The 23,229-nt window shown below is 29.1% G+C and carries 22 protein-coding genes; 5 read left to right on the top strand and 17 right to left on the bottom strand.

Translation table 11 applies throughout. The annotated features are described in order from the left end of the window. Positions 1 to 8 precede the first annotated feature (8 nt). The 8 genes from purD to purE are packed head-to-tail and all read right to left on the bottom strand — an operon-like array spanning position 9 to position 7,420. Positions 9 to 1,268 (bottom strand): phosphoribosylamine--glycine ligase, encoded by a 1,260-nt coding sequence (purD, locus tag ACZ5SO_RS14165; RefSeq protein WP_464625477.1) that lies wholly within the window; start codon positions 1,266 to 1,268, stop codon positions 9 to 11. A gap of 10 nt (positions 1,269 to 1,278) precedes the next feature. Further along, complete coding sequence (locus ACZ5SO_RS14160; RefSeq protein WP_464625476.1) at positions 1,279 to 2,445, bottom strand: phosphoribosylaminoimidazolecarboxamide formyltransferase; 1,167 nt, start codon at positions 2,443 to 2,445, stop codon at positions 1,279 to 1,281. A 2-nt stretch (positions 2,446 to 2,447) separates the two neighbouring features. Beyond that, positions 2,448 to 3,152 carry an IMP cyclohydrolase gene (locus ACZ5SO_RS14155; RefSeq protein ID WP_464625475.1) on the bottom strand — a complete coding sequence of 235 codons (705 nt, stop codon included), beginning with the start codon at positions 3,150 to 3,152 and terminating at the stop codon, positions 2,448 to 2,450. Beyond that, on the bottom strand, positions 3,149 to 3,733 hold the full coding sequence (gene purN, locus ACZ5SO_RS14150; protein ID WP_464625473.1) for a phosphoribosylglycinamide formyltransferase: 585 nt from the start codon (positions 3,731 to 3,733) through the stop codon (positions 3,149 to 3,151). Before purN ends, ACZ5SO_RS14155 begins: the two co-directional genes overlap by 4 nt. Beyond that, positions 3,727 to 4,743: a phosphoribosylformylglycinamidine cyclo-ligase gene (gene purM / locus ACZ5SO_RS14145; RefSeq protein ID WP_464625472.1), complete on the bottom strand. Its 1,017-nt coding sequence runs from the start codon at positions 4,741 to 4,743 to the stop codon at positions 3,727 to 3,729. Before purM ends, purN begins: the two co-directional genes overlap by 7 nt. 7 nt (positions 4,744 to 4,750) lie before the next feature. Further along, a complete protein-coding gene (gene purF / locus ACZ5SO_RS14140) occupies positions 4,751 to 6,160 on the bottom strand; it encodes an amidophosphoribosyltransferase (RefSeq protein WP_464625470.1) in 1,410 nt (469 codons plus the stop codon). 2 nt (positions 6,161 to 6,162) lie between these two features. Continuing rightward, complete coding sequence (purC, locus tag ACZ5SO_RS14135) at positions 6,163 to 6,870, bottom strand: phosphoribosylaminoimidazolesuccinocarboxamide synthase (RefSeq protein ID WP_464625469.1); 708 nt, start codon at positions 6,868 to 6,870, stop codon at positions 6,163 to 6,165. Positions 6,871 to 6,904: 34 nt separating this feature from the next. Next, positions 6,905 to 7,420, bottom strand: a complete 516-nt coding sequence (gene purE / locus ACZ5SO_RS14130; RefSeq protein WP_464625467.1) for a 5-(carboxyamino)imidazole ribonucleotide mutase — start codon at positions 7,418 to 7,420, stop codon at positions 6,905 to 6,907. Between the two features lie 367 nt (positions 7,421 to 7,787). Between purE and ACZ5SO_RS14125 the strand changes: the two genes are divergently transcribed. The 3 genes from ACZ5SO_RS14125 (at position 7,788) to ACZ5SO_RS14115 (ending at position 11,722) form a co-directional block, all read left to right on the top strand. Then, the gene (locus ACZ5SO_RS14125; RefSeq protein WP_464625466.1) at positions 7,788 to 8,486 is read left to right on the top strand and encodes a response regulator transcription factor; all 699 of its coding nucleotides are present in this window, start codon (positions 7,788 to 7,790) and stop codon (positions 8,484 to 8,486) included. Between the two features lie 249 nt (positions 8,487 to 8,735). After that, the gene (locus tag ACZ5SO_RS14120) at positions 8,736 to 9,848 is read left to right on the top strand and encodes an IS110 family RNA-guided transposase (RefSeq protein WP_464624023.1); all 1,113 of its coding nucleotides are present in this window, start codon (positions 8,736 to 8,738) and stop codon (positions 9,846 to 9,848) included. A 77-nt stretch (positions 9,849 to 9,925) separates the two neighbouring features. Then, entirely contained in the window at positions 9,926 to 11,722 is a 1,797-nt protein-coding gene (locus ACZ5SO_RS14115; protein WP_464625464.1) for an ATP-binding protein, read from the top strand. Positions 11,723 to 11,863: 141 nt separating this feature from the next. On the opposite strand, the gene phoU is transcribed toward ACZ5SO_RS14115, so the two are convergent. The 9 genes from phoU to ACZ5SO_RS14070 form a co-directional block, all read right to left on the bottom strand. Continuing rightward, on the bottom strand, positions 11,864 to 12,535 hold the full coding sequence (phoU, locus tag ACZ5SO_RS14110; protein ID WP_464625463.1) for a phosphate signaling complex protein PhoU: 672 nt from the start codon (positions 12,533 to 12,535) through the stop codon (positions 11,864 to 11,866). 16 nt (positions 12,536 to 12,551) lie between these two features. Next, complete coding sequence (pstB, locus tag ACZ5SO_RS14105) at positions 12,552 to 13,322, bottom strand: phosphate ABC transporter ATP-binding protein PstB (protein ID WP_464625461.1); 771 nt, start codon at positions 13,320 to 13,322, stop codon at positions 12,552 to 12,554. Between the two features lie 4 nt (positions 13,323 to 13,326). Further along, positions 13,327 to 14,811 carry a phosphate ABC transporter permease PstA gene (pstA, locus tag ACZ5SO_RS14100; RefSeq protein WP_464625460.1) on the bottom strand — a complete coding sequence of 495 codons (1,485 nt, stop codon included), beginning with the start codon at positions 14,809 to 14,811 and terminating at the stop codon, positions 13,327 to 13,329. Further along, a complete protein-coding gene (gene pstC / locus ACZ5SO_RS14095; protein WP_464625459.1) occupies positions 14,808 to 15,707 on the bottom strand; it encodes a phosphate ABC transporter permease subunit PstC in 900 nt (299 codons plus the stop codon). The genes pstA and pstC overlap by 4 nt, the downstream gene beginning before the upstream one ends. Positions 15,708 to 15,712: 5 nt before the next feature. Continuing rightward, positions 15,713 to 16,552: a phosphate ABC transporter substrate-binding protein gene (locus ACZ5SO_RS14090; RefSeq protein ID WP_464625458.1), complete on the bottom strand. Its 840-nt coding sequence runs from the start codon at positions 16,550 to 16,552 to the stop codon at positions 15,713 to 15,715. Positions 16,553 to 16,719: 167 nt separating this feature from the next. Further along, positions 16,720 to 17,418 carry a 6-phosphogluconolactonase gene (gene pgl, locus ACZ5SO_RS14085; protein WP_464625457.1) on the bottom strand — a complete coding sequence of 233 codons (699 nt, stop codon included), beginning with the start codon at positions 17,416 to 17,418 and terminating at the stop codon, positions 16,720 to 16,722. A gap of 10 nt (positions 17,419 to 17,428) precedes the next feature. After that, positions 17,429 to 18,925 (bottom strand): glucose-6-phosphate dehydrogenase, encoded by a 1,497-nt coding sequence (gene zwf / locus ACZ5SO_RS14080; RefSeq protein WP_464625456.1) that lies wholly within the window; start codon positions 18,923 to 18,925, stop codon positions 17,429 to 17,431. 9 nt (positions 18,926 to 18,934) lie between these two features. Then, complete coding sequence (gene gnd, locus ACZ5SO_RS14075) at positions 18,935 to 20,386, bottom strand: decarboxylating NADP(+)-dependent phosphogluconate dehydrogenase (RefSeq protein WP_464625455.1); 1,452 nt, start codon at positions 20,384 to 20,386, stop codon at positions 18,935 to 18,937. Positions 20,387 to 20,603: 217 nt separating this feature from the next. Next, positions 20,604 to 21,653: a threonine aldolase family protein gene (locus tag ACZ5SO_RS14070; RefSeq protein ID WP_464625454.1), complete on the bottom strand. Its 1,050-nt coding sequence runs from the start codon at positions 21,651 to 21,653 to the stop codon at positions 20,604 to 20,606. A gap of 159 nt (positions 21,654 to 21,812) precedes the next feature. On the opposite strand from ACZ5SO_RS14070, the gene ACZ5SO_RS14065 reads away from it, so the two are divergent. Further along, a complete protein-coding gene (locus tag ACZ5SO_RS14065; protein ID WP_464625453.1) occupies positions 21,813 to 22,184 on the top strand; it encodes a hypothetical protein in 372 nt (123 codons plus the stop codon). A 347-nt stretch (positions 22,185 to 22,531) separates the two neighbouring features. Next, positions 22,532 to 23,122, top strand: a complete 591-nt coding sequence (locus ACZ5SO_RS14060) for a TetR/AcrR family transcriptional regulator (protein WP_464625452.1) — start codon at positions 22,532 to 22,534, stop codon at positions 23,120 to 23,122. Positions 23,123 to 23,229 lie beyond the last annotated feature (107 nt).

Genomic DNA, 23,229 nt, shown 5'->3' with positions numbered 1-23,229 from the left:
CCAACTTTTTATTTTTTTAATGCTTTTTGGCCGATATCATGACGATAATACATATTCTCAAATTCTATATTCTTGACATCTTCATATACGAGATTAATAGCTTTTTCTAAATTGTCCGCTACACTTGTTAGACTCAATACTCGTCCACCATTTGTGTAATATTCATTTTCTATAACTTTTACTCCAGAATAAAAGATTTTAGAATGTTTTAAGTCTTTTAGTGTTATCTTTTTATTTTTTTCATAACTAACTGGGTATCCACCACTTGCAACTACCAAGTTACAAGTAGCCTGAGAAGAAAGTTTAACCTCTACTTTATCAAGAGTTTCATTACAACAGGCTATCATTATCGTTAATAAGTCACTTTTTAATAAGGGTAGGACAGCTTGAGTTTCGGGATCTCCAAATCTACAATTATATTCAATTACCTTAGCCTTATCATCTTTTATCATAAGGCCAAAATATAAACATCCTTTAAAAGTTCTCTCTTCACTTTTCATAGCTAAGACTGTTTTATTAAAAATGTTTTCTTCACAATATTTCTTTACTTTATCTGTGTAAAAAGGATTTGGTGCAATTACTCCCATACCCCCTGTATTTAACCCCTCATCACCATCTTTGATACGTTTATGATCCATAGAAGAAACTAAAGGTTTCAAAGTTGTTCCATCACAGAAGGCTAAAATTGAAACTTCACTTCCTGTTAAATATTCTTCAATTATTATTTTAGAACTACTTTGATCAAATTTTTTATTATCTATAAAATCAATAATTGTTTCTTTTGCATAATCTTTTGTTTCACAAATAACAACACCTTTACCTAATGCTAAGCCATCAGCTTTTATAACAATGGGAAAATTACAATTATCTAAATATTTAATAGCTGAGTCACTATCAGTAAAGGATTCATATTTTGCTGTTGGAATATCATATTTTTTCATTAATTCTTTTGCAAAACTTTTACTTCCTTCAATGATTGCTGCCCTTTTGTTAGGGCCAAAAGTTAAAATATTAAGTTTTTCTAATTCATCTACTAACCCCATTACTAAAGGGTTATCAGGGGAAACTATAGCAAAATCGATAATATGAGTTTTACAAAATTTTATTATTTTATCAAAATCCATTACATTGATATCGAAATTAAATACTCTTTCCCCAGCAATTCCTGTCCCTGGAAGGGCAAATATTTTATCAATTCTTTCATTTTCTAATAGTTTTTTTATTATGGCATCTTCTCTGCCACCACCACCAACAATTAAAACATTCACCCTATATCTCCTAATGATGGAATAATCTTAAATTACTAAAAGCCATTGTTATACCAAGATCATTACATGCTTTAATAACTGAATCATCTCTAATTGATCCTCCAGGTTGAACTATGTAATTTACCCCGCTTCTATAAGCTCTTAGAATATTATCTTCAAATGGGAAGAAAGCATCACTAGATAAGCTAATTCCTCTAATATTCTTCAAATAATCTTCTTTTTCACTCTCACTTAAAGGAGTAACAGCTTCTGTAAAATATTCACTTAATGTTTCTTTGTTAAATAAATCGATTTCTCTTTTTTCATTAAGATATTGCTCAATTACATTATCTTTTGTATTTCTAGATAATTTATCTTTAAATGGTAGATTTAAAACTTTTGGATGTGTTCTAAGTAGCCATCTATCAGCTTTATCCCCTGCTAATCTAGTACAGTGAATTCTGCTTTGGCCTCCTGCACCAACACCAATTGTTTGACCTCTATATGCATAACAGACAGAATTGGATTGAGTATATTTAACACTTATTGAAGCTACTATTAGATCTATTATTGCACTTTCACTTAATTCTTTATTTGTTGTAACTATATTTTCTAAATATGATTTATCAAAAATTACATCATTTCTATCCATCTCAAAGGTGATTCCAAAAATTTCTCTTTTTTCACTTTTAGGTGGTTTATAATTTTTATCTATTTGGATAACTGTATAAGTGCCTTTTCTTTTAGCTTTTAAAATTTCTAGAGCTTTTTCACTATAACTTGGAGCGATTACACCATCTGAAACTTCTCTTTTGATGCATTTTGCTGTACTTTCATCACATTCTCTTGATAAAGCAACAAAATCTCCAAATGAAGACAATCTATCAGCACCTCGGCTTCTTGTATAAGCAGTAGCTAATTGACTTAGCTCTCCTTTTACAAAATACATCTTTTTCTCTTCTTCACTTAAAGGGAAATAAACTGCAGCTCCAGCTGGACTTACATGTTTAAATGATGCTGCTGCAGGTAAATTTAAAGCTAAATCTAACTCTCTAACTAATTGATAACTATTTAAAGCATCCATTAGATTTATATAACCTGGCTTTCCGTTTAATACTTTTATTGGTAATTTATCAGCATATACTTGAGCATTTTTTTGATGAGGATTACATCCATATTTTAATTTAATAGTTTCCATTATTAATTTTCCCCGTTTGTATTGATTATTATATCTTCACTTTTTTTATCTTTATATTTTAAGCCGTACAGAGATATCTTATTATCATCATTTTGTGCTTTAAAAATTTCACTTGTCAGTTTATTTATATCTGTTATTTTTGGAATTTCAACTTCTATAGGCTCTCCAATAAAGGGTTTTAAAGGTGATGAATTTTCACTATATGTAGTAATAACAAAGGCTGTGTTCTTTTCAATTTTTTCATAATTAAAGAAATACCTTCTAGCTCCACCCATACCTCTTTTTAAAATTGAAAGTTTTAATCTCTCTAACTCATTTTTTTTAAAAGTAATTAATGCACTAATTCTTGGAGTATAATTTGGTTCATCATTTTCATAGGCTCTAGTTTGAAGAGCATCTTCAAATGTTTTATTTCTTTTTAAATAATTATAAATAGTATCGCTTTGATCACCATTTGTAACGATATAACCATTTTTTATAGGGATTACAGCATTATAAATAATTAAAGAAGGATCTTTTACTAATGATTCATCAAAAGCTTTTGTTTTAACAACATCATTTTCTTTTACAAAGATTCTATTCTTTGAATTCTGACTTCTTCCCATTATTCCATAACAAAAAAAGATTGCTCCATCATCCATTCTTCCAACAGTAATATTTCTACCTGGATACTCTAAACTTGAGTAATAATCAAAAATATTAATCATAAACCTTCCTTCGATAATAAATCGATTGCTTTCGGTAATAATACCCACTCTGCTTCTTCCATTATTCTTTTCTGTAAAGTTGCAGGAGTATCTCCCTCTTTTACTTCAACAGCTTTTTGTAAAATTATTTTCCCTCCATCAGGGATTTCATTTACAAAATGTACTGTAGCCCCGCTCACCTTAACACCTTTTTCAAGAGCTGCTTGGTGAACTTTTAGTCCATAATACCCTTTTCCACAAAAACTTGGTATTAGGGAAGGATGAACATTTATTATTGGTTTATTATATGAAATAATAAAAGAAGGTGAAAGAATCTTAATAAAACCGGCTAAGACAACTAGTCCAATTTTTTTATCAATGAGTAATTTTAATAATTTATCTTCAAAATCTTTTTGTTTTTTATCAACAATGCTATATGTTTCAACCCCATAATTTTTAGAAACTTCAAGAGCATAAGCTTTATCATTGTTACTTATTGTACAAACAATATCACAATTTTCTAAATGCCCCTTTTGTTTTTCTTTTAATATGGCATCTAAATTAGTCCCTCTACCAGAAACTAAAACTGCTACTCTTAACATAAGATTATTTTTTCCTCACCTTTTATAACTTCACCAATTACATAACTATCTTGGACAATCTCTTCTACAATCTTCTTATCATTTTTATCGATAATTAGAGCGAGGCCCACTCCTTGGTTAAAGGTATTAAACATAGTTGTTTCATCAACTGATCCACATTCTTTTATTACATTAAATATTGTTGGAATTTTTATATAATCTTTATAAACTTTAGCGCATAACCCATCTTTTATAGTCCGAGGTATATTTTCAAAAAAGCCTCCACCTGTGATATGAGATATTCCTTTTATTTCAATTACTTCTTTTAACTTAGTAATTTCTTTTACGTAAATTCTTGTTGGTTCTAAAAGATATTCAATCAAAGGTTTTTCAAGATTGTCATAAACTTTAAATAAAGATTCTCTAGTATGAAAAATTTTTCGAATCAATGAAAAACCATTTGAATGAACACCTGAGGAAGGTATTGCAACAATTAAATCTCCCTCTTTAATTGATTTACCATCAATTAACTTTGATTTTTCTACAACCCCAGTAGAAAAACCAGCAACATCAAACTCCCCTCTTTTGTAAAATCCAGGCATTTCAGCGGTCTCTCCACCGACTAAACTGCAATTTGCTTGTATACACCCCTTACACATTCCATCTACAATTTGTTCTATTTGCTTTGGATTATTTTTACCTACTGCTATGTAATCTAAAAAAAATAATGGCTTAGCTCCCGTACAAATGATGTCATTTACACACATTGCCACACAATCTATGCCAATTGTATCAAATTTTTCTAACAAAAATGCTAACTTTAATTTAGTACCAACCCCATCAGTACCACTTACTAAAATTGGATTTTTAATCTCACTTAGATCTAAACTAAATAAAGATGCAAAACCACCTAATGAGCTTAAGACATTAGAATCATAAGTCTTTTTGACTTTTTCTTTAATTAATCTAACACTTTCATAACCGGCCTCAAGATTGACACCAGCTTCTTTATACATTTTATTTGTTTCCATTATTTCCTCATTGCTCTAAGTGTGATTTACTTCTTTCAATTCTTGGTTTAATTGGATATTTACCACTAAAACAAGCGGTACAATAACCAAAATCTTTTTTAGCTAATTTGACTACATTTGCAACACTCAAGAATTCTAAAGAGTCAACATTTAAAATGTCTCTCATTTCTTCTTTTGTGTGTTTGCAAGCAAATAAATTTTCTTTGCTATCAATATCTGTTCCAAAATAACAAGGATTTAAAAACATAGGAGATGAAGATCTAAAATGAACTTCTTTTGCTCCAGCATCTCTTAAGAGTTTAACTATCCTAACGCTTGTAGTTCCTCTTACTATTGAATCATCTATTAAAATAACTCTTTTATCTTTGATAACAGACTCAACTACATTTAATTTGATTTGGACAGAAGAATCTCTTTGGGTTTGTTTCGGCTGTATAAAGGTCCTACCTATGTACTTGTTTTTTATTAAACCAACTCCATAATTAATACCACTAGCCCTTGAATATCCTATAGCTGCTAATATTCCAGAATCAGGAACTCCAATTACAACATCACTGTCTATTGGATTTTCTTTATATAAAAACTCTCCTGCTCTAAATCTCGCATCTATAACATCGATATCATCAATTTTACTGTCAGGCCTACTAAAATATAATAATTCAAAAACACATAAGCTCTGCTTATATTTATCACAATGCGTTGTTATTGATGTTAATTTATTTTTGTTAATGCTTATAATTTCACCAGGTCTAACACTTCTAATATACTTTGCATTAATAGCATCAAAAGCACAAGTTTCACTTGCAAAAACATATCTGTCTTTAAGTTTTCCCATAACCAAAGGCCTAAAACCTCTAGGATCTCTTGCAACTATTAATTTATAGGGAGTCATAATCACAAGAGAATAGGCTCCTTTTATTTCAAACATGGTTTTTTCAATAGCTTCTTCTATACAAGAACTTTTTAATCTATTCTTCGTAATCAAATATGCTATAACTTCACTATCGCTTGTAGTTTGGAAAATTAAACCTTTAGATTCTAATTTATCTCTAAGAGTATAATCATTAACTAAATTCCCATTATGAGCTAAAGCCATCTTACCCTCTTTATGATTTACAACAAGAGGTTGTACATTTGCTCTATTATTATTCCCTGTAGTTCCATATCTTACATGAGCTATAGCTATAGAGGATTTAGGCAATTTATCGAGATTTCTTTTTGTAAAGACTTCACTGACAAGGCCGACATCTTTATATATAGATAAAGAATCTTTATTGTTAACACAAATCCCACAACCTTCTTGGCCTCTGTGTTGTAAGGCATATAGAGCTAGATAACTTGTATTAACAATATCAATTTCATCATCAGCTTCACTGATAGCAAAAACGCCACATTCTTCTTTTAGTTTGTCAAACATTATTAATTCATAACCCTAGATTTTACTTCTATATATGCATCTTCAACTTCGCCTAAATCTCTTCTAAATCTATCTTTGTCTAATTTCTTATGTGTTTTAGCATCCCAAAATCTACAAGTATCAGGAGAGATTTCATCTGCTAAATAAATTCTACCAAATTCATCTTTACCAAATTCTAATTTGAAATCAACAAGCAAAATATTTTTATCAGATAATTCATTTTTTAAAAAATCATTAATTTGTAAGCTGTATTGAGTTATTAAATCAATTTCTTCATGCGTTGCTATATCTAAGGTTGTAATGTGAGAAATATTTAGCATTGGATCGTTTAAACTATCTTCTTTATAACAAAATTCAACTATTGGATTTTTTAATTCAAAACCCTCATCAATTCCAATTCTTTTTGAAAGAGAACCTGCAACAATATTTCTAACTATTACTTCTAATGGAATAATCTTCAATTTCCTAACTAAAGTTTCTCTATCACTTAATTCTTTAACATAGTGTGTAGGTATTCCAACATTCTCTAACTCTTTCATAAAGTAATTACTTAGCTGATTGTTTATTGAGCCTTTATTATTAATGGTTCCTTTTTTTACCCCATTAAATGCAGTAGCATCATCACTGTAATCAACAATACATAAATTTTCATCATCAGTTTGATAAACTCTCTTAGCCTTACCTTGATAAAGTAACTTTAGCTTTTCCATTTTTTCTCTCCAATAAAAAAATCCCGTAATTTGCTTACAGGATTTGTTTTAATTTTTCATTATTTTCTAAGGAAGATTTTCTATTTTTCTTTCTAAAATCAATTAGACGTGCTAATACATCATCATTTTCTAAAGCAATTATTTGAGCGCTAAGAAGAGCTGCATTTTTGCTCCCATCTATAGCAACTGTTGCTACAGGAACGCCACTTGGCATTTGTACACTCGATAATAAGGCATCAAGCCCATTTAAGGTTGAGGATATTGGTATTGCAATTACAGGCAGTAAGGTATTTGCTGCAACGATGCCCGCTAAGTGTGCGGCCATGCCTGCTGCGCATATTATTACACTATAGTGTTCATGCGCTTGGAGTGCGAACTCTAAGGTTTCAGCAGTAGTTCTATGTGCGCTTAATACTTTAACGTCAAAAGGAATTTCAAGTTCCTTTAAAATTAATAAGGCACCTTTAACTTTATCAAGGTCACTTAAACTACCCATCAGTATTGCAACTTTTTTTATCATAATTGTAAATACCTCGTATAGGTCATACATTATATAAAACTAAAATTTATTGCAACACTTTTACAACAAAAATATTTAATAATTATTAACTTTGTTGCAAAATTTAAATAAATTAATCATAATCCCAATGATTTTGTTGCATTTATTTAAATTTCATATTAATTTATTTTTTTAAAATTTTATATATAAAATCAATAATTAACAAAATTATTACATTATGTAAAAAAAATTGCATATATCTTATTAATCTTTTTCCTCATAAAAAAATTAATACACAAAATAATAAACAACAATATTAAGAGAATAATCAGATTAGATGTAATAAATAATGTTAATTTTTTGTTAAATAAATGATTAACTATTGAAAATATTAGGAAGTAAGGCCTAAGATTAATTCATGAATAACAAAATATTAATAATTGAAGATGATAAGAGCATTTCAAAATTACTAAGTTTTCAGCTCAAATCTGAAGGATTTGAAACTGAGGTAGCTTATGATGGGAGATCTGCTTTAGACCTTATCTCCAACAATAGTTATGAGTGTATAATTTTAGACTTAATGCTACCATTAGTAAATGGGTTTGAAATTCTAAAAATCACTAGATATAAACTAGAAATAAAAACTCCAATAATTATTGCATCAGCTAAAGATGATGATAGTGATATTATTTCAGCTTTAGAGCTTGGAGCTGATGATTATTTAACAAAACCATTTAGCCCTAAAGTTTTATCTGCTAAAGTTAAAGCTTCTTTGAGACTTTTAGAGAGAAAAGTTGAAAATGATGAGTTTAAAATTATTCAGGATAAGGGTATATTGATAGATGTTTCAAAAAGAACTTGTTTAATTGATAACTCTCCTATAATTCTAACTGCCACTGAATTTAACTTACTAGCTTTATTAATTGAAAATCCCGAAAAGGTTTATTCTAGAGAAAAATTGATTACTAAAATTAAAGGGAATGATTACCCCGTAACTGAAAGAGCTATCGATGTTCAAATTGTTGCTCTAAGAAAAAAACTCAAACACTACGGAAGCCGTATTAAAACTGTTTGGGGTGTTGGTTATAAATATTTAGGAGGAGTGATAAAAAGGTAAATAGCAGGTAGTTGCACCAATATTCCTATAGTGTGTTAAAATATATGGCACACAACTGAGGAATGGCCAAGACTTTAACTCGACATGTTTTACTAGTCCAAGAATATGAGACTGTTTAGGAGAATGAGGAGTTTTAGTCGTATCAATCACTGGTCCACTTACTGAGGCCGAATAGGAGAATGGAACAACTACCGAACAGAGAGCCATTTTTGATTTTGTGTATAAAAAAATAAATGCAAGGAGATAAGAATGGTTAACTGGGAAAACAAAACTGTTAGCGTAGGAATTGATTTGCATAAGACTCAATTTACAGTTTGTGCAATAACATCAACGAAAGAGATTCTATTTGAGAAAGTGTATCAAACTAACGATGAAGGTTATAATGCTTTTATTAGTGAATGTCACACTCTAGAAGACAAGTATGGTGCACATGTATCAATGGCAATAGAAGCTACTTCTAATGCTAGATACTTTAGAAACTTAATGCAGAAAGAAGGCTTTTTTACACTTGTTATTAATACTTTAAAATTTAAGGTTGTAACATTAAGTGCTAAAAAGACAGATAAAAGAGATGCTTTTACAATAGCTGAGTTTTTACTAAAAGATATGTTACCTGAAAGCTATCTATGCGATCAAGAAACAGAGGAGCTTAGAAAACTTATCTGTGAAAGAGCTGATTTAGTTTCATTGATAGTAAGAACTAAAAATAGAATACATAATATGATGTTAGGGTATGGGATAGTAACAACTGCCACTCAATTTCAAAGCAAGAAAAAGAGACTGCTTCTTCTAAAAGGTCTCGAAGACCACGCTTTGATTACGAAGAGGACAGTCTCTACCTTAAATAGTTTCATTCAAACTTTAGAAATTTTGGATGAACAAGTCAAGGCTTTAGAGGCATTAATTGAAGATTTTGTACAAGAAGATGAAGATGTTCAATTACTAAAAACTATTCCAGGTGTAGGGAAAATAACAGCTACAACCATTAGAGCATATGTTGGTGATATAAATAGATTTGCAACTTACAAACAGTTCGCAGCATATTGTGGACTCACTCCTTTTGTAAAGTTTTCAAATGAGAAAGGATTTACCGGACATATAACAAAGAATGGACCTGTAGAGTTAAGAACTGCAATGGTACAAGCTGTAATGGGTATGCTTCGTCTACAAAGATCATTAAGGTATTTGTCGCTAATTAATGATTATAAAAGAATGAAGAAAAACAAAGGTAGTGGGAAAAGTATAATTGCCTTTGCACGAAAACTCAGTAGAGTAATTTATGCAATTCTAAAGAAGAAAAAGCCTTTTGATATGAATAAATTAATAGGTGATTTTAATAAGCGACAAGCAGAAGCTGTATAGCTTCTAATAAAGAAAAATGAAGAAATTAGGTTATGGTTTTCTGTGAAAAACTATTGACCTTTTATAGGAGATACAAATTGAAGTTTAAGAGACAAGTTTCCCTTTTACTCCTCAGTACTATTATTTTGATTTTATTTACTACTCTTATTTCAACAAGACGAGTATTTACTTCAATTATAACAGAACAAGAAAAATCTGAATTAAAAAATGAAGCTTTGTTTATTGATAGTCTTCAATCTTTAGATTTTGAAACTTTAAAAAATTTAGCCTCTATTAAAAATTTGAGAATTACTATTGTCTCTAATGATGGACAGGTTCTTTTCGATAGCGAAGAAAATGCTATTGATATGGATAATCATCTTTATAGAGAAGAAATCAAAAGTGCTAAAATAAATACTGTTGGCTATAGTTTTAGAACTAGCAAAACTACTAATTCAGCTACTATTTACTGTGCTCTTTATTCTCAGAAAAAAGACTTATTTATTAGGGTGGCTGCTCCTCTTTCTAAATTCTCTTTCCTTAACTCTCAATTTATTTCTGCTATTTTACCTAGCCTTATTATCATAATTATTTTACTAAGTATTGCTTTATTCTTTATTCTTAGATATTTATTTATCCCAATAGAATCTTTAGTAGAACTTAGCAGTGACTATGCTCAAGGTAATTTAGATGGTAGAACTCATATCTCATCTCCTCTTGAAATTAAAGAACTCTCTATAACTATGAATTTTATGGCTGAAAGGCTTCAATCTATTATTAAAAATCTCGAAGTTGAAAAGAATGAATATGCTCTAGTCTTAGAATCGATGCAAGAAGGTGTAATATTCCTAAATACTAAAAAAGAAATTGTTCTATCTAACAAAGCTGCTGTAAATATTTTACAAAAGGCTATATCTAAGGATATGGTAATTAGAGATGTAATTAGTGATATTGATTTAAATTCTAAAATAAATAGTGCTTTAAATAATTTTGAAAAAAGCGAAATTTCCCTTTGTTTATATGAAAACTATACTGGTGAAATGGCACTGTTGTTTGCAAAAGGTAAAGAAAAATATGTTCACATTACCATTAATGCTATGGAAAGAAATAATAAATGTGAAGGTATTTTATTAACTATTACTGATATTAGCGAATTACATAGATTAGAAACTATTAGAAAAGATTTTGTAAGCAATGTATCCCATGAACTTAAGACCCCTCTAACTTCTATTGGAGGTTTCACTGAGATTCTTTTATCAAATAAATTAAGTGATGAACAAGCTTTAGAATTCTATCAAGATATTTATTCTAATTATAAAAATATGAAAGCTATAATTGAAGATTTACTTTTACTCTCTTCTTTAGAAAAAAATAAAAGCCAACCTGTTATGGCTCAAACACAAGTAACTTCTTTAATTGATAGCGTTATTAAGGTGGCAAAACCTCTAGCTAAAAAGAAAAATATCATCATTAAAAAGGATTATATTAAAAACCTTACTATCTACTGTAACGAAGGTTTATTAAGACAAGCTATTATTAATTTAGTAATTAATGCGATTAATTATAGTCCGGATGACAGTTCGGTTGAAATCAGTGTTAGTGAAAAAAAATATGAAGTAATAATCAAAGTTAAGGATTATGGTATTGGTATTCCAGAAAATGATAAAGATAGAATTTTTGAAAGATTTTATCGTGTTGATAAAAATAGATCTAGAGATAGTGGTGGAACTGGTCTTGGGCTTTCTATTGTTAAACATATTGCTCTCTTACACTCTGGAAGTATTTCTGTTGAAAGTGAAGAAAATAAAGGTTCAACTTTTATTCTAACTTTATCAAAAACTCACAATGTCTTAACTTCTTTATATAAGAAAAGTGACTCAATTTATAAGGTGTAATTTACTATATTTAAAAACTCAAAAGCTTTCTTTACAGAAGGCTTTTTTTTCTTTTATATTAATTTATTAATTTATAAATAAAATAAGGAAACTACTAAATAACATAGGAGTTTCCTTAAAATAGTTAATTTATTAATAAGTCTAATTTAATTTAGGTTTTACACCCTCATCCATGTAAACAACCCAAGAACATATTGTTGTTATGTGATCACCTACTCTTTCAAGTTCTATTACTAGGTAATAATAATTGTGCATATTCTGTCTCAGTATTATATCCTCAAAAGGGCCACACTCAAGGATTTGGTTTTTTAACTCTTCTCTTCTTTGATCTACTTCATCATCCATTTTTGCAACATCTTTTGCTGCTTGAGAATCTATATTTATCAAAGCATCTACAGCCCCTCTAAACATAGAGGCAACAATATTAGACATTTCAACAATTCCCTTAATAATTGGAAGTTCCCTCTCATCATTACTAAGCTTTTCTTGGCCAACCATTTTTGCTAAGTGTGTTGCATGATCTCCCATTCTCTCAAGAGATGTCGCTATTTTTAACCCTGCTATAACTTGCCTCATATAATGACCATATGGAGCCTCGCTTATCAATAATCTAACTGCATCACTTTCAATCATATCTCTCAATTGATTTATAAAATAGTCTTCTTTTATTACAGAGTTTGCTAATTTTACATCATTAGTCTCCATAGCTATCGTAGCCTTTACAATAGCTTGTTCTACTCTCGTAACCATTTGTAGCAACAGCTCTCTATAAAACATAATTTTTTCATCTATTTGAAGTGTTTGACTTGTCATTTATTTCTCCTCCTTTCTAACCAAATTTTCCAGAAATATAATCTTCTGTTCTCTTATCTTTTGGATTTAAGAATATTTCACTAGTTTCTCCACTTTCAACTAAATATCCACGTCTTTTATCATCTATTAAAAAGAATGATGTGATATCTGAAACTCGAGAAGCTTGCTGCATATTATGAGTTACAACTATTATGGTATAATCTTTTTTTAACTCAATCATTAACTCTTCAATTTTGGCCGTAGAAATTGGATCTAAAGCACTAGTTGGTTCATCCATTAATACAACATCAGGATTTACTGCTAAAGTTCTAGCTAAACAAAGTCTCTGTTGTTGTCCTCCAGATAAACCTAAAGCACTTGTATTTAATCTATCTTTTACTTCATCCCAAAGGGCAGCTTGCTTTAAAGCACTTTCCACTTTATCAAACAATTCACTTTTTTTATATTTTTTATATAATTTAGGACCGTAAGCTACGTTATCAAAAATAGTCATTGGAAAGGGATTTGGTTTCTGAAATACCATTCCAACTCTTCTTCTAAGCTCTAAAATATCCATATCAGTATAAATATTTTTTCCTTCAAATAAGACTTCACCTTTTATAGTGACACTGTCAATTAGGTCATTCATTCTATCAAGAACTCTTAAAAAAGTGCTTTTTCCACAGCCTGAGGGCCCAATAAAAGCATTAATAGTGTTCTTTTGAATTTCCATATTTATTTTATTCAAGGCCTGATGATCTGAATACCAAAGATCTAAATCAGTAACTTTAAATAAAGAATCATTCATTTATTTACTTCCTTCTCATAATTATCTTTGTAACACTGTTGATGATTAAAACGAGGACTATTAACACTAGTGCTGAAGCAAAGGCTTCATCAATTGAACCACCTTCTGTAATAATCAAATATATGTGTTGAGCTAATACTCTTGATGAACTTTTTAAGTTTGAAACTATTGAAGTTGAAGAGCCAATAGTAAATATCAGGGCTGCTGTTTCTCCTAGGGCTCTACCAATTGCTAAAATTATTCCTGTAGTTATGCCTCTAGAAGCACTAGGTAATACAATTTTAAATATTGTTTCTATTTTTGTAGCGCCAAGTCCACGACTTGCTTCTTTTAATGCTGGACTTACACTTCTAATAGCTTCTTCACTAGTTCTAAGTATTGTTGGTAATATCATTAGAGATAGTGTTAATACTCCACTTATCAAAGAGAACCCTAAATCAAAAAATTGAACAAAGACTAATAGTCCAAAAAGTCCAAATATGATTGAAGGAACTGCTGCTAGTAAGTCAATTCCTGTTTTAATTAATGTAGAAACTCTACCTTTCTTAGCATATTCAACAAGATATATTGCCCCTGCAACAGATATTGGAGTAGCTATTAATACTGTGAGTAAAACCATTATAAGAGTATTAATGATTATACTAGAGATACCACCATATTTTCCCTCATCTTCGCTTTGACTTACTAAATAATCCCAAGTTAAGTTCCTCTTTGAAACTTTATGGAATACTTTTAATATATCGATGTTTCTTTGGCCATCCACTGCCATTTGGTAGGATGTTGCATCCACTACCATTATAGCTCCATCAACATTCTCTACCTTATCTAATGAATCTACTAAATGAACATCAACAGAAGGGCCATCTAATTCACTCCATCTCTCATATTTGCCACCTAATAGGTTCTTAACTTCTTCGTCATTTAAATTTCCAATTTTTTTATTACCATATAATTCTGTAACTTTAGAATTAACAACTAAGACTTGATCACTTATTTCAACTTTATTTAAACCTTTTAGTTTAGTATTAGCTTTAGTTATTACAATTGCCCCTTCATTCTTTTTTATATCATTTAATAAGGCTTTATCATCAGCAATCGTAGAACTGTCAAATTGTGTAATACTACTATCTAACAAATCGCTTTTCTCTACTAAAAAATACTTGCTTAAATTATCAATTAATGATGAATCGATATATAATTTTATATCTCTATTAACACTTGTAACTCTTCTAAGTGAATATATTCTACCTTCAATTATTTTTTTAAATGTAAAATAATCTAGCTCTTCAACTTTAGAATATTTATTTGAATAGACATCAAAGGGTAAAGTTACATTTACTTCATCAATTACTTGTCTTTCATTTAAATTATTGCTTCTAAGACCTCTATAAACTAAATAAGAGAGAATTAAAACTAAAATTAAAATTGTTAATATAGATAAACTTTGAATTACGGTTAAAGCTATTTTATTTGTAGTTTTTCTGTTCATTCACTCTGTCCTAATCTACTTTTGTTCGATATAAATACAACAATGAAATTCAAAAATAGAATAAATAAGAAAAGTAACATTGCTGTTGCAAAAAGAGCTGAAAGGTGCGTTCCTTCTGCATAACTCATATCTGTTATAATATTCATAGTTAAAGTTCTACCCATATCTAAAGGGGATGGGGCAAATACCGCAGCATTTCCTCCAACTAGTAGAACAGCAGTTGTCTCACCAATTGCTCTTCCAAGGGCTAATATAATTGAGGCAACTATCCCATTTACCGCAGAAGGCACTACAACTTTGTAAATTGTTTGCCATTTGGTAGCTCCCATTGCGACTGATGCTTGTCTTAATGAGTCTGGAACACTCTTAATAGATACTTCACTGATATTTATTATAGTAGGAAGTATCATTATTGATAAAATTATACTTGCAGATAATAAACTATAGCCATTGCCTCCGAAAGTATTTCTTACTGCAGGAACTACAATAGCAATACCAAATAGTCCATAAATTATTGAAGGAATCCCTGCTAAGAGTTCAATTGTGTTTTCTATTATCTTTGATAATTTACCTTTAGCAAATTCACTTAAATAAATTGCTGTAGATAAACCAATAGGTAAGGCTATTACTATTGCAAGAATAACTACTTCAAAACTTGCTATAATAAAAGAAGCAATTCCATAACTTGGATTTTCTTTTGAAGAGGGAGACCAATCAAAAGAAAATAAAAAATCTTTTAAACTAACTTTAGTAAAAAAGGGTAAGCCTTGATTAATTATATATAGGGTAATTGCTATTACAGCTGCTATTGAAACTAGAGCACAAAGTAGTAGAATTGTCCTACTACTTTGCTCAATAATTCGGCGTTTATAATTACTTTTTTTTATTGTTGTCATATTATTTAGTTAACTGAGATGAATTCACTTTCTTCAACAATTGCTTGACCTTTCTTTGATAATAAGAAGTCAATAAAATCTTTTTCAACTGTGTTATCTTTTGGTTCACCAATTGTAACTACATATAAAGCTCTACTAATTGGGTAAGTTTTATTAATAACATTTTCTGATGAAGGTTCAACACCATCAATTGTTAAGATTTTACCACCAGCATTTGTGATGATATGATTGAAAGCCATTCCTATATAACCAATAGAGCCAGGAGTTGAAGCAATTTTTGTTGCAACTTCACCATTTTCTTTAGCGATAATAGCTTTTTTAGTTGGTTCTTTTCCTTGTGATTCTAATACTATTTCGTTAAATGATCCGTAAGTCCCAGAAGTTTCATCTCTCTCAATCAACTCAATCTTAATATCATTTCCACCAACTTCACTCCAATTTGTGATTTCCCCACTAAAGATAGCAGCTAATTGTTCTAAAGATAAGTTACTTATGCTAACTGAAGAGTTAACTCCAACAGATAAACCATCTAATGCAATAATTGTAGGCACACAACCGCTGTCTAACTCACTCTGCTTTAAATCTCTTGAAGATCCAGCAAGTGTTAAAGTTCCAGCTAATAATTGTTTAATACCTGTTGATGAACCTAAAGTTTCATAACCTATTTTAACTGAAGGATTTTCTTTTTCAAATTCAGGTATAACTGACTTAGCAATTGGGGCAACTGTAGAAGATCCCCCAAAAGTATAATTTATAACTTCTTCTTTAACAGTTTCACTTTGACCTGAAGCAAATAAAGCAAAACTTGACATAGTCACTAATAAAATTAAGAATAATTTTTTCATTTTTTATCTCCTATTTTTGTTTAGAAGATAAAGCAGAGATGTTAGTGAAATTATAATGAAATGTTAAAAAAGTGTTAATTCAATATAATTTATATAAAATTTGTTCATTTTTTTGTTTTTTTTGTTAATAAATCATAAATCTCTTAACATTTTTCTATTTTTTAAAATTATATTAAAGTTGCAGAATGCTTATCTAAATACCAATAAACAGAATTATCATTTTTAATATATGAGGCTGGTAAACTTTTATTTTTATCTATTAATACATATTTTACCATAATAGCTTTCTTCTCACCTAAAGAGAGAAATATAATTTCTTTTGCATTATTTATAACATCTTTAGTTAAAGTGATTCTTTCTTGATTAGATTGTGGATGATTTGTTTTAATTAAAATTTCCTTTGAATCTAAAGCTTGTAGATTATTAGGGAATAAAGAGGCTGTATGTCCATCCTCACCTAATCCTAAAATAATTAAATCAAAACTTGGTTTTTCGTTTTTAATTTTAACTATAGAAAGAATTTCTTTTGAAACTTTATCTATAGTTTCATCTATGGTTAACTCCTTGTACATAGGAAAAACATTATTTTTAGAAATAATATTATTTTCTATTAATATTTTTGAAAAATTACCAAAGTTACTCTCATAGCTTTCTTTTTCCACAAATCTTTCATCAACCCAAAAGAATTTAATATTATTAAAATCATTGTATTTAAATTCATCTTTCATAATCTTAAATAAAAGAATCGGAGAAGAGCCACCTGATATAGCAACATTGGCTCCCTCTTTATTTAATTCTTTTAACTTTTGAGCTATTTGATAACAGGCTTCATAACCTTCTTTAAATATTTTTATATTATTATCCATAAACAAGTCCTTACAATTCACAATACGTTCCATTACTGAGATCCTTACATGGGAATCTCCAAGGATGATTATCTTCAGATAACATATTTTCAATATATCTTGGTCCCCAGCTTCTTGCAGGATATCCATATAAAGGAATTGATTTATTTTCAGCCCAAGCATCAAGTATTGGTTGAACATAACTCCAAGTTAACTCTATAGCATCACTTCTTTGATATAATGTTGGATCGTTAATTACACAATCATAAATCAATCTCTCATATGCTTCAGGGATATCTGTTTGTTGTAAGGAAGAATAGTGAAAATCCATGTTAACAGGTTGAACAGAAAAGCCTGCTCCTGGTACTTTCATTTGGAAAGTCATTAAGAACCCCGCATCAGGTTGAATCCTTATAACAAGTTGATTGTGCTCCGCTGAAATTGCTTCATTATTTTTAAATATACTATGTGGATTAGCCTTATAATGCATAACTACTTCAGTAACACCAGCTGCTAAAGCTTTTCCAGTTTTAATATAAAAAGGCACACCACTCCATCTCCAATTGTCTATATAAGTTTTGAGAGCTACATAAGTTTCTGTTTTGGAATCTGTATCTACATTTTTCTCTTCTCTATATCCTAGAATCTTCTCTCCACCATATGTAGAGCTTACATATTGACCTCTAATTACATATTTACTAACTTCGTCTTTTTTAATAGGTCTTAGAGATTGAAAGACTTTAACCATTTCATCTCTTAGAGCTTTAGCACTAGTATTTATTGGAGGCTCCATAGCAATTAATGCTAGAACTTGCAACAAGTGGTTTTGAACCATATCTCTTAAAGCTCCAGCTTTATCATAATAGCCAGCACGAGTTCCAACGGAAAGAAATTCTGCAGAGGTGATTTCTACATAATCAATATAATTTCTATTCCATAAAGGCTCAAAGATTCCATTTGCAAATCTTGTTACCAAAATATTTTGGACAGTTTCTTTACCTAGATAATGATCTATTCTAAATAATTGTTCTTCTTTAAAAAATTTATGAAGGTTTTGATTTAATTCGATAGCAGATTTTAAATCATGGCCAAAAGGTTTTTCAATAATTACCCTTTTAAATCCATCATCTTCACTAGTCAAATTTGAAGAATATAATCTCTTGGCAGTTGAACAATATAATTGAGGAGAAATTGCGAAGTAATATAGATAATTAGAATTATCATATTTAGCCCTCAAAAATTGTTTTAGATCATCGTAATTATCACAATGGATTAAATCCATTTGAAAATAATTAATTTTCAATAAAAAGCCATTAATTTCGTCTTCATTATATTTTTTCTCTATAAGTGATTGTTTTACAACTGATCTAAATTCTTCATCGCTTAAATTCCTTCTCCCAATTGCTAAAATATTAAAAGGCATTTTAAAGATTTTTTTTCTATATATATTAAATAAAGCCGGAATCAATTTTCTCTGTGAAAGATCCCCTGTCGCACCAAAAATTAAGAAAACAAAAGATTCATCCATATAAAACTCCTATACTGAGTAACTAGAAGATGATGTTGTACCACCTCTTTTAGTCCAATTTGTATGAAAGAATATTCCTCTTTCTTGATCTACTCTCTCATAAGTGTGTGCTCCAAAATAATCTCTTTGAGCTTGGATTAAATTAGCTGGAAGAGAATTAGATCTATAGCTATCAAAATATGATAAAGCTGCACTTAAAGATGGGGTGGGAACTCCACTTAACACTGAAAGAGATATTACGTTTCTAAGACCTTGATGGGCTTTAATTAAGATTTCTTTAAAATATGGGTCTAACATTAAGTTAGATAAGGTTGGATTGTTTTTATATGCATCACTTATATTAGATAAGAAGGAAGATCTTATAATACATCCACCTCTCCACATCAATGCTATACTACTTAAATCTAAATCCCATTTTTTTTCTAATGAAACTTTTTTAATCAAATCAAAACCTTGAGCGTAAGAAATTATTTTTGAGGCAAAAAGTGCAGAATGCAAATCTTCAATAATTTTATCTTTATCAAAAGTTGAGGTATCTACTTCAATTTGAGACAATTCTTTACTAGCTATTTCTCTCTCTTCTTTTTCACTACTAACTATTCTTGCAAAAACTGCTTCTGCAATTAGTGATAAATCAACTCCTTTATCTAAGGCATTAATTGCTGTCCATTTTCCAGTTCCTTTTTGTCCAGCAGCATCTAAAATATTTTCTACTAATGGTTTTTTATCTTCATCCTCTATTTTTAAAATCTCACTTGTAATTTCTATTAAATAAGAATTTAGAGGACCATCATTCCACTTATTAAATATTTGTTGCATCGTTGAATAAGGTAATTTTAACACTTTTCTCATCACATCATAGACTTCGCTGATGAGCTGCATGTCTCCATATTCAATACCATTGTGAACCATTTTAACAAAATGACCTGAACCAGAAGGTCCTATCCAATTACAACATGGTACATTATCATCTACCTTAGCACTTATATTTTGAAAAATATCTTTTACACTCTTCCAAGCTTCATCATTTCCACCTGGCATTATTGAAGGACCTAGAAGGGCTCCCTCCTCTCCACCAGAAACACCAGCCCCTATATATAAAAAACCTTTTGAGTTTACATATTCTATTCTTCTTGTTGTATCTAAATAATTAGAATTTCCACCATCTATAATAATATCGCCTTTATCTAGATAAGGGATAAGCATATCAATTGTTTTATCAACAGCATCCCCAGCTCTAACCATCATCATTATTTTTCTTGGACTCTCTATTTTTGATACAAAATCTTCTATTGAATGAGAGCCTATTATATTCTTACCTTTAGCCCTTGTTTCAAGGAACTTATCAACTTTCTCAATAGTTCTATTGAAAACAGCAACTCTATATCCTTTACTTTCTAAATTTAAAACTAAGTTCTCACCCATTACAGCTAAACCAATTAATCCGATTGATGCTTTCATAAATAGATACCTCCAATATATCTTTTTGGACATTTTTAATAATTATATTTAAAAAATATACCAAATATGGAAAAATAATTGTGATATAGTCACAATCTAATATTATATCACTAACATCAATTAATAAAGTTAATCTTCTTTAAGAATAAAAAAGAGATAGAAATTTCTTTCTATCTCCACTTAAATTGATTAATTAAACTAATTAGAAAATATCTTTTTAAGAAATTTCCATATTATATTGTTTCACTTTATCTATAAATTGATCAATTATTTTTGAATCACTTGCCCAAGAGACACAAAGACGAATAGCAGTGTGATGCTCATCAACAACCTGCCAGTCATAAAACATATAATCCTTTCTAAGCTTTTTAATTACGCTATTTTTTAGAATTGGGAAAACTTGATTGCTTTCTTGAACTACTAGCATATTAATATTAGCAGCTTTTAACTCATCATTAATTTTTTTAGCTTTTAAATTAGCTTCTTTTGCTAATTTAAAAAATAAGTTGTTATTAAATAAAGCATCAAACTGTAAAGCAATAGCAAACCCTTTTGCTAATAAAGCTCCACGTTGTTTTAAAATATATCTAAAATCTTGTTTATATTTATCATTTACAATAACTAAGCACTCTCCAAACATAGCACCATTTTTAGTACCACCAATATAAAACATATCACAAAGATAAGGTAAGTCACTAATTTTAAAATCAGAGTTTATTCCCTCAAGAGCTTGAGCTAATCTAGCACCGTCAATGTATAGAGCAAGATTAAGATCTTCACAAACTTGTTTTAATTTAGCAAGCTCATCTTTTTTATATATTGTCCCATACTCAGTTGGATTAGAAATATAGACCATAGCAGGTTGAGTTATGTGTTCTCTAGCTTCATCACTATAATGAGTTTCAACAACACTTTTTATCTGATTAGCTTTTAGCTTTCCATCCTCAGTTGGTAAAGTAATAATTTTATGACCAGTTGCCTCAATAGCGCCTGCCTCATGAGTTGCAATATGTCCACTTTCAGCTGCAATTACAGCTTGATAAGGCTTTAAGATAGCTGATATAGAAACAAGATTAGTTTGAGTTCCTCCACTTAAAAAGTGTATATCAACATTATCATTTTTCAAAAGTTTTTTTAATTTATTCTTAACTTTTAAACTAATATCATCTTCACCGTAACCAGAAAATTGTTTTCTATTTATTGAAGATAAAACCTTAATAATCTCTTCATGACATAATTCACTGTAATCATTTCTAAAGCTATACATATATACCTCTTATTTTGAGATTATAATGAGAAATTTAAAAAGAGAAAAGCGATAAAAAAATTACAAAATTATGAATTTTTCTGACAATTAGACGATAATTGTTTGCAATGATTATTTTAATTATGATAAAATAGCTTATTAAAATGATAAGGAAAAACTATGAGTGACCCAGTTTTTAACATTAAAAAGTATATTGAAAATTCAAGAGAAGAGGCAAAACCTTTTTTAACAGAAATTTTTGATTATATAAGCGAAAAATATCCTTATCTAACCCCTCAGTTATTATATTCTCTTCCTGGTTATAAATTAAATAAAAACTATCTAATAATAGGTGCTAACAAATCCTATTTATCTATACATACTAGAGATTTTGATGCTGTTAAAAATTCTGATAAATATTTTAATAACATTTCAAAAGGGAAAGGTTGTATCAGAATTAACTATTCTCAAAAAGAAAATATTATACCTTTAAAAAAATATATAGACGAAATTATTTTAAAAAGCACAAAAGAAAATAAAGTTGTTAAATAAACTATTATCTTTTAGCAATAAAATCAAAATATATCAAATTTTTGATATAAAAATAAAACATTTTATCATTTTAATAGATATTTATTTATCTATATATTGCCCTTTATTTATATTTCATACTTATCATATTTATTTGAAAAAAAATATAAGTTTACTATACTAAAATTAAGCAATTATATAACACTTGTTAAAATTACAATCTTTTTTTCTACAAATTAGAGTTTTTTTGCCAATTATTTAATAATTTATTTTGATTTATAACTTTTTTCTATTGACATATTTTTTTTTCCATATTACTCATGTAATGAGTGATATTACATAATCAACCGAAATAGGAGTTACATTTTATGGAACAAATAAAAAAACGTGCAAAAGATAGACGTCCTGCTAAGACTAAAAAAGCAATTAGACTTGCGTTATTTCAATTACTTGATAAAAAAGATCTTAATAAGATTACAATTACAGAATTAACTAAACAAGCTAATATTAGTAGAAAAACTTTTTATATTCACTATGATAAGATTAGTAATGTATTAGATGAATTTGAACAAGAATTGATTGAAGCTTTCCATGAAGCAACAAAAAATTTAAAATATTCAAACAATTCTAAATTTTTCTTTGATATCTTTTATAATCTAGATAAATATTTTAATGATGATTTAGATTATTATAAAAAAATAGCACAATCAAGTTTTTCCAACACCTTTTCAGATCACATAGGGGATGCCCTATTCTCTAAATTATATGAAGTTATTGAACCAATTTGTGACTTACCTATTGAACAAATTGAATATCTTTGTCTAATTATTTCTTCATCAATGCATAGAGTATTTATGAGTTGGATAAGAAATGATAGTGAAATGAGTATTGTCCAAATTAGCAATTTCGTTGCAAAAGTCGTTTATAATGGTATGGGCACATATTTAAACAATGAATAGAAATTAATATTTTCTACTTTTAAACACTTCAAAGTAATACTTCTGTGTTGAAACTACTTTAAAGTGTTTTTTTTTGCACTATTGTTAACTATTTTTTTTACTTTTAA

It is taken from the genome of Pleomorphochaeta naphthae (assembly GCF_055396005.1).
This window is presented reverse-complemented; position numbering and strand designations above follow the sequence as displayed.